This window comes from Pseudotabrizicola sp. (assembly GCF_030684215.1).
In the GTDB taxonomy this organism is placed as follows: Bacteria; Pseudomonadota; Alphaproteobacteria; order Rhodobacterales; family Rhodobacteraceae; genus Pseudotabrizicola.
The window spans coordinates 12,224-25,579 of the sequence record NZ_JAUXOV010000008.1 but is presented as its reverse complement, the minus strand read 5'-3'; the positions used below and the strand labels follow the sequence as shown (position 1 = coordinate 25,579).

Sequence of the window (13,356 nt, the reverse complement as noted above, 5' to 3'; positions counted from 1 at the left end):
GCGGTCTCCTATGCTGCGTGGTCGGCGCGCATCAGCGCCGCAATTCCGGGAAGTGTTCTTCCCTCAAGCCATTCAAGGAATGCCCCACCTGCAGTGGAGACATAGGTGAACTGATCGGTCACCCCTGCGGCATTCAATGCCGCGACGGTATCGCCTCCGCCCGCGACCGAGGTGCAGAGCCTGGCGCGCGTCAGATCAGCAGCGGCTTGCGCCAAGGCCACGGTGGCGCGATCAAAAGGGGCCAACTCGAAGGCGCCCAAGGGGCCGTTCCACAATATGGTGCGCGCGCCCGACAGGACCGCTCTGAAGCTTTCAATCGCGGCAGGGCCGGCGTCCAAAATCATGGCATCCTCGGGGCAAGCATTCGCCGGGATCACAGCGTTCGGGGCGTGGGCGGCAAAGGTTTGGGCGACCACGGCATCTTGGGGGATGTGAATGATGCAACCGTGTTGCTTTGCCAGGGCGCGGATCTCGGCAACGGTTGCCACCTGGTCCGCCTCGTGCAGCGACTTTCCCATGGGTGCTCCGTCCGCGAACAGGAAGGTGTTAGCCATTCCACCTCCGACGATCACATGGTCGACCTTTGCCACGAGGTTCTTCAACACCGCGATCTTGGACGATACTTTCGCGCCGCCAACTATGGCGACCGAAGGCGATTTCGGCGCCTCCAAAGCCGCATCGAGCGCGCTGAGTTCTTCCATCATCAACGGCCCCGCCGCAGCAGGCATCAGGCGAGCAATTGCCTCGGTAGAGGCATGCGCTCGATGAGCGCACGAGAACGCGTCGTTGACATAGATATCGCCCAGTAGGGCGAGACGGGCGGCCAAGGCTGGGTCGTTCTCTTCCTCACCCGCCTCAAAGCGGATGTTTTCGACCAGCAATACCTGACCGGGGGCCAACCCCCGCGCTGCGTCCAGGGCGCCATCCAATTTGGCAAAAGCCACTGGACAACCCAAAGCTCGCGACAAGTCATCGCGCAAATGGCGCAAGGAGAACGCCGCATCGAACCCGCCTTTGGGCCGCCCGAAATGCGACAAGACCACCAGCGCGGCACCTTTCGCCAACAGCACCTTCATGCCGTTCGCAAAGCGGGTGATGCGCGTCGCGTCGGTCACGCGACCCGCGGCCATCGGCACGTTCAGATCAGCACGCACCACAAGGCGCTTGCCCGATATGTCCATGTCTTGAATGGCGGCAATTCTCATAGCAGCCTGCCCATCGCCACTGCGGTATCGGCCATGCGGTTGGAAAAGCCCCATTCATTGTCGTACCACGACAAGACCGAGCAGAAGGTGCCGTCCATCACCTTGGTCTGATCCATGTGGAAGACCGAGGAATGCGGATCGTGGTTGAAGTCGGCAGAGACATTCTTCCACTCGGTATAGCCCAGCACGCCCTTCAGCGGCCCGTCAGCAGCCGATTTGATCGCGGCGTTGATTTCGTCCACCGAAGTGGCGCGCTTGGCGATGAACTTCAGGTCGACGACCGAGACATTGGGCGTCGGAACTCGGATCGCGAAGCCGTCAAGTTTGCCCGCCAGCTCCGGCAGCACCAGGCCCACGGCCTTGGCCGCCCCCGTGCTGGTCGGGATCATCGACAGTGCAGCGGCGCGACCGCGGTAGAGGTCCTTGTGCATAGTGTCGAGGGTGGGCTGATCCCCGGTGTAGGAGTGGATGGTGGTCATCATCCCCTTCTCGATGCCGATCGTGTCCTGCAGGACCTTGGCGACCGGCGACAGGCAGTTGGTGGTGCAAGAAGCATTCGACACCACGGTATCGGCGGCCGTCAGCGTGCCGTGGTTGACCCCGTAGACGATGGTCTTGTCGGCCCCGTCGCAGGGCGCCGAGACCAGGACGCGCCGGGATCCGTTGGCCAGATGGGCGCTCGCCTTGTCCTTGGTGACGAAGATGCCGGTGCATTCCATGGCGACATCGACACCCGCCCAGGGCAGATCCTTGGGATCGCGGATCGCGGTGATCTTGATCCGGCCCCGGCCCACGTCGATCCAGTCCTCGCCCGTCGTCACGGTGCCGGGAAACCGGCCGTGGACACTGTCGAACCGCATCAGATGGGCGTTGGTTTCAACCGGGCCGAGGTCGTTGATGGCAACGACTTCGATATCGCTGCGCCCCGATTCCACGATGGCGCGCAGGACGTTGCGCCCGATCCGGCCAAATCCGTTGATAGCGACCTTGATCGTCATGCTTTCCTCAATTCCTTGGCGGCCAGCACGATGGCGTCCGCAGTGATCCCGAAGTGGCGATAAAGCTCTGGCGCGGGCGCCGATGCGCCGAAACCGGACATGCCAATGAACCGGTCGGACGGGCGCAGGACCGAGTCCCAGCCCATGCGGATGGCGGCTTCGACCCCGATCCGCGGCGCATCGCCCAAGACCGCACGGCGATATTCATCGCTTCGTGCTGCAAAGAGTTCCATTGATGGCAGCGACACCACTGCGGCCTCGATTCCCTGTGCTGCAAGTTGGTCCGCAGCGGTCATGGCTATTTCCACCTCCGACCCCGTCGCAATGAGAGTCACATGTCGTTTCTCAACCCAGCGGAGGAGGTAGCCGCCAGTTGCCGTCATGTTCTGCGAGCAGTCCTTTCGGAACGTCGGCAGGTTCTGGCGCGACAGCGCCATCAGGATCGGCCCGTCGCGCGTCGCCATCGCGATTTCCCAGGCCTCGGCCGTTTCCACTGCGTCGCAGGGGCGCAGGACGGTCAGGTTCGGGATCGCCCGCAGGCTGGCCAGATGCTCGACCGGCTGATGCGTCGGCCCGTCTTCGCCCAGACCGATCGAATCGTGTGTCATCACGAAGATCGTCGGCACCCCCATCAGGGCCGCCAGCCGGATTGAGGGGCGACAATAGTCGGCAAAGGCCAGGAAGGTGCCACCGTAGGGACGGAACCCGCCATGCAGGGCGATGCCGTTCATCGCGGCGGCCATGCTGTGCTCGCGGATGCCGAAATGGATGTAGCGGCCCGCAAAGTCGCCGGGCTTGACGGTGGTCATGCCCTTGGTCCGCGTCAGGTTCGACCCGGTCAGATCTGCCGATCCGCCAACAGCAAAAGGCAGGGCGTCATTGACCACAGCAAGAGCCATCTCGCTCGCCTTGCGGGTTGCCACCTTCGGGCGGTCGGCAAGAAGTTGCGCCTTGTACGCGGCCATAGGTCCGGCAAGGGCTGTCGACTCGGCAAGCTGCGCTTCGACAAAGGCGGCGCGGTCGGGGGAGGTTTCCAACCGCGCCGTCCAGGCATGCCGTGCTTTCGCACCGCGCTCTGCCACCCGGGCAAAGGCTGCGTAGGCCTCGACCGGCATCTCAAAGGGGTCGTCCGTCCAGCCCAGATGCGCCCGCGCCGCGGCAATCTCGGCGTCACCGAGGGGTGCGCCATGCACATCATGCCCGCCCTGCTTGTTGGGCGCGCCGTAGCCGATAACGGTTTGGCAGGCAATGAGCACGGGACGGTCCGAGGTCCGCGCCTCGGCAATCGCATCAGCGATCTCGGTCGGCGTGTGGCCATCGCAGTCCAGGGTCTTCCAGCCGCTGGCGCGAAAGCGGGCTTGCTGGTCGATGCTGGTTGAAAGTTCGGTGCCACCGTCAATGGTGATGCGGTTGTCGTCCCAAAGTACGATCAGCCGGTTCAGCTTCAGGTGCCCGGCGAGGTCAATTGCTTCCTGGCTGATGCCTTCCATCAGGCAGCCGTCGCCCGCCATTACATAGGTGTAGTGGTTGACCAGGTCCGGAAACCGCGCCGCTGCCATCCGCTCGGCCAGTGCCATGCCGACAGCGGTGGCGATACCCTGACCCAGGGGGCCGGTGGTCACTTCGATGCCCTGCGCATGACCATATTCGGGATGCCCGGCCGTGCGGCTGCCCAACTGGCGGAAGGCGCGGATCTGGTCCATGCCCATGTCGGAATAGGCCAGCAAATGATTCAACGCATAGATCAGCATCGAGCCGTGCCCCGCCGACAGCACGAACCGATCCCGGTCAGGCCAGTCATGCGCCTGCGGATCCAGCGTGATGAAACAGTTGAACAGAACGGCGGCAACATCCGCCATGCCCATCGGCATTCCGGGATGGCCGGAATTGGCCTTTTGAACTGCATCCATCGTCAGGGCACGGATCGCGTTCGCCATCAGGCGCTCGGTCGTGGAGTTCGGCTGCACGTTCATGGTGATTTCCTTTCAGGCGCGCTTTTTCTGGTCGAGAAGCCGCAGGATCAACGGCGTGAGGATCAACTGCATCGCCAGGTCAAGCCTGTTGCCCGGGATCACGATGGAGTTTGCCCGGCTCATCCAAGAGCCATTGATCATCGAAGTGAGATACGGAAAATCGATCCCGCGCGGCGACTTGAAGCGGATTACCACCAGGCTTTCATCGGCCGTGGGGATCCAGCGCGCGATGAACGGATTGGAGGTATCAACCACCGGGACCCGCTGAAAGTTGATGTCGGTTTCAGTGAATTGCGGGCAGATACAGTGGACGTAGGCGTGCATCCGCCGCAGGATCACATCGGTCACTGCCTCGGTCGTGTAGCCGCGGCTCGCGCGGTCGCGATGGATCTTCTGAATCCATTCGAGATTCATCACCGGAACGACGCCGATCTTCAGGTCGGCCCAGCGGGCAAGATTGACCACTTCGTTGACGACGGCACCGTGCAGGCCTTCGTAGAACAGAAGGTCGCTCTGGTCTTCGAACGGTGCCCAATCGGTGAAGGTACCGGTGGGCGTGTTGTAGACGGCGGCTTCCTTGTCATCGTGGACGTAGTGGCGTGTGCGCCCGCGACCGGTCTCACCGTATTCGCGAAACACCCGCTCCAGTTCGCCCAGCTCGTTGGCCTCGAAGGAAAAGTGCGAAAAGGTCTGGTCGCCTGCGGCAGTGCGGCGTGTCAGCTCTGCTGCCATGTCCTTTCGGTTGAAACGGTGGAACGCGTCGCCTTCAATCGATACCGCCGATATTCCCTCGCGCCGGAAGATCTGGTCGAAGGTGTGCTTTACCGTGGTGGTGCCGGCACCAGAGGAACCGGTAACGGAAATGATGGGGTGGCGGATGCTCATGATCAGCTCCTGAAAAGGCCGCGGCTGCCGAACAGGGCGGCCGTCTCGGATTCGGGCAAGTCGTGATAGGCGGACAGCTGCGCGACGTTGTCGGCCGAGCCGAACACCAGCGGCGTGCGCGCATGCAGCGAGGTTGGCGTGGCCCCCAGGATCCGGTCGATCCCGTCGGTGGCCGCGCCGCCTGCCTGCTCGATCAGATAGGCGATCGGCGCGCATTCGTAGAGATAGCGCAGCCGACCGCGCTCATAGCCCTTACGGGCGTCTCCCGGATAGAGAAACACGCCGCCCCGCGTCAGGATGCGATGTGCTTCCGCGACGAGTGAAGCGATCCAGCGCATGTTGAAGTTGCTGTCTCTCGGGCCGTCGATGCCCGCCACACAATCGTCGACCCAAGCCCGAACGGGGCGCGACCAGTGGCGATAGTTCGAGGCGTTGATCGCGAACTCGTTGGACTTGCTTGTGATCTTTTCCCCTGACGCAAGCAGACAGAAGCGATTCGTATCCGGGTCGAGCAGATAGCGCTGAACGCCGTTGCCGAAGCTGAGCATCAGGCAGCATTGCGGTCCATAAACGGCGTAGCCGGCCCCAAGCAGATCCTGTCCGGGGCGCAGGAACGTAGCGTCGGCGGAACCTTCTGCGGGAAAGAACCCGAAGATGGAGCCGATCGACACGTTGACGGCGATGTTGGAGGAGCCATCCAGGGGGTCGATGGCAAGACCCAGCGTCCCGGCCGCGTTGATCTCGACAACGTCGTCCTGCTCTTCGGACGCATAATAACGGATCGCCGAGCCGACCAGCGCCTGCCGGAATGCCTCATCCGCGATGACGTCGAGCGCCTTCTGGGCATCGCCACCTGCGTTTGCACTTTCGGTGTCCGCTTGCAGGCTCTCATCCAGCCCGCCCCGCGCAATCTTGCGCGACAAGGCCGCGACAACCGTGGCGATACGCTCCGTAACATCTTGAAACTGCTCTGGGATCAATGATCCCGGCAGCATTGTTGCCTCGTCCCGCACAGCGCTCCTCCCCGGAAGCCGATGTCGCCTTGCAATCTTTCTTGCAGGATTCGACGTAGTGTGAAACTTTAGAATTCTGATTATGGATTCAGGGAAATTGAATGCCCCGCCTTGATGCCGTCACCCTCCGACAGTTGCGCGCCGTATCAGCGGTCGCCGAGACCGGCTCGATCGCCGCAGCGGCAGAGCGCCTTGGCCTGACGCCGCCCGCTGTTCACGCGCAGATCAAGAACCTTGAGGTGGCGCTCAAGGTAACGCTGCTGCAGCGCAACCAGACGACCAGCGGATCACAGCCGACATGGCAGGCAAAACCCGTTCTTGAAGCGGCCCGCCGCGTGGAGATCGCGTTGCAACTCTGCGTTAGTCAGATCGCGTCGTTGAGCTCGGGTCAGTCCGGGCGCGTTGCCTTGGGTGTGGTCTCGACGGCCAAGTACTTCGCTCCGCGGCTCATATCCTTGCTGAAACGGGTCGCTCCGTCGCTTGATGTGGTGTTGCATGAGGCAAATCGCGAAGGGATTATCACCGGCCTCGAACGCCTTGGTCTTGACTTGGCTATCATGGGTCGGCCGCCACGTCAGCCCGAAGTGGCGGCTACGTTGATCGGCCCGCATCCCCATGGACTGATTGCGCCACCTGATCACCCGCTCGTCAGTCAGCGTGTCCGAGTCGAAGACCTGATCTCGGAGCCGATGATCACCCGCGAGGAAGGTTCCGGGACGCGGATTCTCATGACCCGCTACTTTGACACGCATGCCGAAGGGATGTCTGTAAACCTAACCGTGATGGGTTCAAACGAAACCATCAAGCAGGCAGTGATGGCCGGGCTGGGACTGGCGTTTCTGTCCTTGCACACGGTGACCGAGGAACTGCGGCAGGGGCGATTGGTGACGCTCGATGCCCCTGGACTGCCCCTTGTTCGGCAATGGTTCCTTGTCTACCCGCAGGGCGTTCCCCTTTCCCCGGCAGCAGCCGCGATCCATGACCGGATCATCGCGATGGCGGGCAGTTTCCTGCCAGAGCTGCCTGCGCCTTCTCCGGACTCTGTCTAGTCGTGGGGCCTGGTTTGCAGCCGGGCTTGAGAAGTCTGCAGACAGAACGTAAAGTTTCTTAGCAGTCTTGCAACGGAGAACGTGGTTTGGCCACTTTTCAGACGGTTCTTGTGAAGTCGACCGACCCGGCCGTGCTCGAGGGGATATCGCGCGCGCTAAGTGAAGCCGACGGATATCGTCTCATCTTCAGCGAGGACGACAGGTCAGCGATCCGCCGGCTTGAAGAAGTGAATGTAAACCTCTTTCTTTACGACTGCAGCGACGAAGTTTCCCAGGACGAAAGCGCGCTGTTGCGGTCACGCCTGGCACATACCTCGTGTACGCGCATCCTCCTTCTTGACCGCGAGAAGGTCAGGTCCGGCCACGAACTCGCAAACCGGACGGCTTCGTACTTGTTTCTGTTCAAACCGGTAGAGGCGATGCAGCTTGGCCTTGTTGCGAAGCGGGCGCTTGAACAGGCCGAACTGTCGCGGCGTCACCGTATCCTGAGTCGCGAGCTGAAGCTTTCGCTCGACGACGACATCTTCCATGGCGTGCAGGAAAACTTTGTTCAGGGAGGCTATTCGCAGTTCGAGCGGCTGGTCTTCGTCAGTCCGAAGATGACTGAACTGGTCTCCGAGGCGCAAATGGCTGCGAAGACCAGTATGCCGGTGCTGATCCAGGGCGACACCGGCACCGGCAAGGAGCTTCTGGCCCGCGCGATCCATTTCAACTCGCCGCGGCGCAAGGCGGCGATGCTGGTGCAGAACTGCGGCGGCATCGCCGAGAACGTGTTGCACTCCGAGCTTTTCGGCCATGTCCGCGGTGCCTTTCCCGGTGCGATCTCGGACCGGCTGGGGCTGTTCCGCGCGGCGGATGGCGGCACGATCCTGCTGGACGAGGTGTCCGACATCTCGCCGCAATTCCAGATCGCGCTTCTGCGGTTCCTGCAGGAGGGCGAGGTGAAGCCCTTGGGTTCGGACACCATGCTGCACAGCGATGTGCGCATCCTCGCGGCGTCGAACAAGCCGCTGGAACGGCTGGTCGAGAAGGGCAGCTTCCGGCGCGACCTCTACTACCGGCTGCGCGGGTTCCAGCTGAACGTGCCGTCGCTGGCCGAACGCCCCGAGGACATTCCGGTGCTGACCCGCTTTTTCGTCGAGAAATATGCCGGTGTCGTCGGCCGCCGCGTGCTGGGGATCACGGCGGACGCGCTGCAGCGGCTGGAGGCCTATCCCTTTCCCGGCAACGTGCGGGAACTGGAGACCGAGGTGCAGCGCATGGTCGCGGTGGCCGAGCAGGGTGGCTATATCGCCTTCCGACACCTGTCCGACAAGATCTCGAAGACCCCGGTGCACGAGCGCGGCCCCTTGCCGGCGCTGACCTCCGGGGGCAGCCTCAAGGAGATCGTGGAGCAGGTCGAACGCTCGGTGGTCGAGCGTGCGCTGGACCGCCACCAGTGGAACCAGAGCAAGGTCGCCGCCGATCTGGGGTTGTCGCGCGTCGGCCTGGCCAACAAGATCAGGCGCTACGATATCCAGCGGGAGCGGCGGGCATGACAGAGGAAAGCGATTCTGATGACCCCTCTCGGGCCCATGTCGTTGCCTTTCCGGGTCCGAGCAAGCGTTGGCCAAAAGCGCAGGCTCCAGTCCGAAACCTGGGCCTGACCCCACTCTCCAAGGCACTTGGACCTGTCGCGTTGAATCCGAAGGGACACTGGTGCGACCGTTGCGGCGGGGTCTGGTACAGTCATTTTGGCGAGGCACGCTGCCCGTCTTGCGGCGGCCGCTGCTGATCAGGCCGGCAGGACTGCAAACCAAGTTTACAGTATGCAGTTTGTTTCACGCATTAGGCCGTGCCGGGCCGCAAGTTGATTTCGGGATGCGGGCCTTGGGCCGTAACCTCGCGGTTCATGGATCGGCTTGTATACAAGAGTCGACCGGATCGCTACCGCTGGCTGGGAGGCCAAGGCAGCTCAACGAGAGGGAGGAAAAGAATGGCCAATCTGCTTTGGCTGCAAGGTGGTGCGTGCTCGGGGAACACGATGTCGTTTCTCAATGCCGAGGAACCGAGCGCGTGTGACCTGGTGACCGATTTCGGCATCAACATCCTGTGGCAGCCCTCGCTGGGCCTGGAGCTGGGCGAGAACGTCAAGACCATCCTGAAGAAGTGCATTTCGGGCGAGATCAAGCTCGACATCTTCGTGTTCGAGGGCAGCGTCGTGAACGCCCCGAACGGCACTGGCGAGTGGAACCGCTTTTGTGGCCGCCCGATGAAGGAATGGGTCAAGGAACTGTCGGAAGCGGCGGATTTCGTGGTGGCGATCGGTGACTGCGCCACCTATGGCGGCATCCCGGCGATGGCGCCGAACCCGACCGAAAGTGTCGGCCTGCAATTTCTCAAGCGTGCCAAGGGCGGCTCGCTCGGCACCAACTTCAAGGCGAAATCGGGCCTGCCGGTCATCAACATTCCGGGTTGCCCGGCGCATCCCGACTGGGTCACGCAGATCCTGGTCGCGGTCGCAACGGGCCGTGCGGGCGATCTGACCCTTGACGAGTTTCACCGGCCGAAGACGTTCTTTTCGTCCTTCACCCAGACCGGTTGCACCCGCAACATGCACTTCGCCTACAAGGTCTCGACCACCGCCTTCGGGCAGCGCAAGGGCTGCCTGTTCTACGATCTGGGCTGTCGCGGACCGATGACGCACAGCCCCTGCAACCGCATCCTGTGGAACCGCCACTCGTCGAAGACCCGGGCCGGCATGCCTTGCCTTGGCTGCACCGAACCCGAGTTTCCCTTCTTCGATCTGAACCCCGGCACCGTCTTCAAGACCCAGACGATGATGGGGGTGCCCAAGGACATGCCGACCGGCGTGGACAAGGTCGGCTACATCAAGCTGACCGCCGCCGCCAAGGGCATGGCCCCCAAATGGGCCGAAGAAGACATCTTCGTCGTATAACCCCGTTCAGGGAGGAACTGAAAATGACAGCACTATCCAGTGTCGAGACTCTCGACATCTCCCCGGTTGGCCGCGTCGAAGGCGATCTCGACGTGCGCGTTGATATCCAGGACGGGGTTGTGACCAATGCCTGGACGCATGCGGAACTGTTCCGCGGCTTCGAGGTGATCCTGAAGGACAAGGACCCGCAGGCCGGCCTCGTGGTGACGCCGCGCGCCTGCGGCATCTGCGGTGCCTCGCACCTGACCTGCGCCGCCTGGGCGCTGGACACCGCCTGGGGCACGACCGTGCCACGCAACGCGATCCTGGCGCGCAACCTGGGCCAGATCGTGGAGTCGCTGCAATCCTTGCCGCGCCACCACTACGGCCTCTTCATGATCGACTATACCAACGCCAATTATGCGGCGAGTCCGTTCTACGAGGAAGCGGTCAAGCGCTATTCGCCCTTTACCGGCACCTCGTACGAGGCGGGCGTTACGATCTCGGGCCGTCCGGTCGAGATCTATGCGCTTCTGGGCGGGCAGTGGCCGCATTCGTCCTTCATGGTGCCGGGCGGCGTGATGTGCGCGCCGACCCTGACCGACGTGACGCGCGCCTGGGCGATCCTGGAACATTTCCGCCAGAACTGGATCGAACCGCTTTGGCTGGGCTGTTCCATCGAGCGTTACGAGGAAATCCAGACCCTCGAACAGTTCGAGGCCTGGCTTGACGAAAGCCCGAAACACGCGAATTCGGATCTGGGCTTGTTCTGGCGCATGTCGAAAGAGATCGGGCTGCAGCACTATGGCAAGGGCCACGGCAAGTTCGTGACCTGGGGCTACCTGCCCCACGAAGACAAGTACAACAAGCCGACGATTGACAGCCGTTCGGGTGCCGTAATCATGAAGGCAGGCACCTATGACGGTGCCACCGACACGTTCGGCCCGATGGAGCATATCTTCACCCGTGAGGATACGACCCACGCCTGGTATGACGAGGGTGGGTCGGCCAAGCACCCGTTCGATCGTACGACGAAGCCGATCGCGAAGAACACTGTCGACCCGACGGGCAAGTACTCCTGGAGCACCGCCGTGCGGCATGCCGAAAGCGGGGCGCTGGAGGCAGGTCCGCTGGCACGGCGCCTGATCGCCGGCAACACGACCGGGCAGGCATTCCAGCATTCCGATGGTCTTGTGCTGGATATGTACCGCAAGATGGGCGGCGCCTCGATCATGCTGCGGCACTTCGCGCGGATGCACGAACTCTGCATCCTCTATCGCGAGGCCGAGCGCATCCTGCGCGAGTTCCGCCTGAACGACGAGTGGTACATCAAGCCGACTGAACGGGACGGCAAAGGCTGGGGTGCAACCGAAGCGATCCGTGGCGCGCTGTGCCACTGGATCGAAGTGAAGAACGGCAAGATCGCGAACTACCAGATCATCGCGCCGACGACGTGGAACGTCGGTCCGCGGTCTGCAGACGGACAACGCGGCCCGATTGAAGAAGCCTTGCTCGGTACCCCGATCAAGAACAAGCACGACCCCGTCGAGGTTGGCCATGTCTGCCGGTCCTATGACAGCTGCCTCGTTTGCACCGTACACGCCCATGATGGCGAAACCGGCCACGAGCTGGCCCGTTTCCGCACCGCCTGACCCAGCCCCCCCGAAACGGTCCCGCACTGTGGCGGGATCGTTTCGGGGGAAACGCACACCGGTGGGGAGGCCGTCATGAGAGAACAAATGGATGCCGTTGCCACGGCGCGGGACACGAAATACTTCACAGAACGCTACGGCCTTTCTCCGGCCGATGCCGATCATGACCTCTTGCTGCGCATGATCGAGGACATGTTCTTCGACGGGCTAGTGACCGAGGTTGAACCGTTCCCGGAGACCGACCGCGAGTTCGGCAAGCTTCTGGACATCCTGCGGCCGCTGAGCGCTGACGAGCTGCGCCAGAAACTGGTGATCTCGGGATGGCTTCTGGAGCCTTACGGACCGGACCGGATGCGCTGTCAGGAATGCATGTATTATCTGGTGCACCGGCGCTGGTGCGACCTGCCCGAACTCAACCTGCCTGCCAAACCGGACTGGTGGTGCAGGCTCTGGCGCATTTGAAAGGCCACGCACTATGGACATGGATGCGTTGCGTCGCTCAATCGCCGACCGACTCTCGGCGGGGCTCAAGACAGAGGTCTGGCCACGGGCCGGAACAAGCGAAGAGGTCAACGCCATCGTCAACCGACTTCAGGTCGAAGCCGGCGAAGATCTCGACAAGAAGCTGGTGATTGGGGGTTTTACTGACCACACGATCGATGCTGAGGGCATGCCGCAACCTTGCGAGACCTGCATGTACTACAAGGTCCACGCAAGGTTCTGTGATCTTCCCGAGCTGATGCTTCCGGTCGAGCCCGAGTGGTCCTGCAGGTTGTGGAGGATTTGATCGAACCTCAAATCATCGTTCTTGGCTGCGGAAATCCCAACCGTAGCGACGACGGGGCCGGACCTGCGGTGATTGACCTGCTTCGCAGCCGTCAATTCCCACCGGGGGTTCGTTTTTTTGACGTTGGCACCGACGGTATGGCCGTGATCTACAAAGCGCGGGGCGCCACCCATCTGGCAATTGTGGACGCGCGGGTTCCCATGGGAACACCTGGTTCGGTCTACGAAGTGCCGGGCGAGGTTCTTGCCGCACCTCCGGCGCGCGGAGCGGGCCTGCACGAGTTTCGCTGGGACAACGCGATCTATGCCGGGCAGCGCATATATGGCGATGCGTTTCCCGCCTTTGTGACGGTCTTCCTGATCGAGGCCGAGACACTCGCTCTTGGCTTGTCTCTCAGCCCTAAGGTTGCCACTGCAGTCGAGCTTGTTGCAAACAAGGTGACAAACCTGCTGCAACACTGGACTTCCACATGAGCAGTGGCATCGCCGTCCGTGACGGGTCTGTCTATCTGCCGGCGTCGGTTGTCGAGACCTATCTTCAGGGTGTTGCGGCGGTTGTAGTGCTGATCCGGGACCAGACGCTGATGGTTCTGCCGGTGCATCATGCGACCGCGGGCGGCTGCTTACTAAAACTTCGCAACGTCGCTGGCGACCGCGTCGCGCAGGCGCGCGATGTGTTTCAGGACCAGGGGCTGCTTGGCATGACGGTGTTCGACTTGCCAGTACACTGGAATACAGAGATGTGCGCTCTCTGCGCTCCGATCCCCGGCGATTTAGCAAAGTTAGTTTCCAGATAAGTAAGCAGGTAGACAGCCGCGCGGTGAATGCTCTAGTGTGACAGGGGGATGAAGCGACCGTTCGAGTCGCGCAGGGAGGAA

Annotated in this window: 13 protein-coding genes; 8 read left to right on the top strand and 5 right to left on the bottom strand. The window is 62.3% G+C overall.

Annotated features, from left to right (window positions below; genetic code table 11):
• Nucleotides 1-8 precede the first annotated feature (8 nt).
• Genes pgk through Q8K08_RS00410 form a run of 5 tightly spaced genes read right to left on the bottom strand, consistent with a single transcriptional unit; the run spans nt 9 to nt 6,056 of the window.
• Nucleotides 9-1,181 carry a phosphoglycerate kinase gene (gene pgk, locus Q8K08_RS00430; protein WP_370870467.1) on the bottom strand — a complete coding sequence of 391 codons (1,173 nt, stop codon included), beginning with the start codon at nt 1,179-1,181 and terminating at the stop codon, nt 9-11.
• 20 nt (nt 1,182-1,201) lie between these two features.
• Complete coding sequence (gap, locus tag Q8K08_RS00425) at nt 1,202-2,203, bottom strand: type I glyceraldehyde-3-phosphate dehydrogenase (RefSeq protein ID WP_305248821.1); 1,002 nt, start codon at nt 2,201-2,203, stop codon at nt 1,202-1,204.
• Nucleotides 2,200-4,176 (bottom strand): transketolase, encoded by a 1,977-nt coding sequence (tkt, locus tag Q8K08_RS00420; RefSeq protein ID WP_305248820.1) that lies wholly within the window; start codon nt 4,174-4,176, stop codon nt 2,200-2,202. Before tkt ends, gap begins: the two co-directional genes overlap by 4 nt.
• Before the next feature lie 12 nt (nt 4,177-4,188).
• Nucleotides 4,189-5,061: a phosphoribulokinase gene (locus Q8K08_RS00415; protein WP_305248819.1), complete on the bottom strand. Its 873-nt coding sequence runs from the start codon at nt 5,059-5,061 to the stop codon at nt 4,189-4,191.
• Between the two features lie 2 nt (nt 5,062-5,063).
• On the bottom strand, nt 5,064-6,056 hold the full coding sequence (locus Q8K08_RS00410; RefSeq protein ID WP_305248856.1) for a class 1 fructose-bisphosphatase: 993 nt from the start codon (nt 6,054-6,056) through the stop codon (nt 5,064-5,066).
• 119 nt (nt 6,057-6,175) lie between these two features.
• Between Q8K08_RS00410 and Q8K08_RS00405 the strand changes: the two genes are divergently transcribed.
• From Q8K08_RS00405 to Q8K08_RS00370, 8 genes are all read left to right on the top strand, one after another.
• Entirely contained in the window at nt 6,176-7,123 is a 948-nt protein-coding gene (locus Q8K08_RS00405) for a LysR family transcriptional regulator (protein WP_305248818.1), read from the top strand.
• 86 nt (nt 7,124-7,209) lie between these two features.
• Nucleotides 7,210-8,661, top strand: a complete 1,452-nt coding sequence (locus Q8K08_RS00400) for a sigma-54 dependent transcriptional regulator (RefSeq protein ID WP_305248817.1) — start codon at nt 7,210-7,212, stop codon at nt 8,659-8,661.
• A gap of 437 nt (nt 8,662-9,098) precedes the next feature.
• On the top strand, nt 9,099-10,061 hold the full coding sequence (locus Q8K08_RS00395) for a HupU protein (protein ID WP_305248816.1): 963 nt from the start codon (nt 9,099-9,101) through the stop codon (nt 10,059-10,061).
• A gap of 23 nt (nt 10,062-10,084) precedes the next feature.
• Nucleotides 10,085-11,692 carry a nickel-dependent hydrogenase large subunit gene (locus Q8K08_RS00390; protein WP_305248815.1) on the top strand — a complete coding sequence of 536 codons (1,608 nt, stop codon included), beginning with the start codon at nt 10,085-10,087 and terminating at the stop codon, nt 11,690-11,692.
• Between the two features lie 75 nt (nt 11,693-11,767).
• Nucleotides 11,768-12,154 (top strand): hypothetical protein, encoded by a 387-nt coding sequence (locus Q8K08_RS00385; protein WP_305248814.1) that lies wholly within the window; start codon nt 11,768-11,770, stop codon nt 12,152-12,154.
• Nucleotides 12,155-12,167: 13 nt separating this feature from the next.
• The gene (locus Q8K08_RS00380; RefSeq protein WP_305248813.1) at nt 12,168-12,479 is read left to right on the top strand and encodes a hypothetical protein; all 312 of its coding nucleotides are present in this window, start codon (nt 12,168-12,170) and stop codon (nt 12,477-12,479) included.
• A complete protein-coding gene (locus Q8K08_RS00375; protein WP_305248812.1) occupies nt 12,476-12,952 on the top strand; it encodes a hydrogenase maturation protease in 477 nt (158 codons plus the stop codon). The genes Q8K08_RS00380 and Q8K08_RS00375 overlap by 4 nt, the downstream gene beginning before the upstream one ends.
• On the top strand, nt 12,949-13,275 hold the full coding sequence (locus tag Q8K08_RS00370) for a hypothetical protein (protein ID WP_305248811.1): 327 nt from the start codon (nt 12,949-12,951) through the stop codon (nt 13,273-13,275). The genes Q8K08_RS00375 and Q8K08_RS00370 overlap by 4 nt, the downstream gene beginning before the upstream one ends.
• The last annotated feature ends 81 nt before the right edge of the window (nt 13,276-13,356 follow it).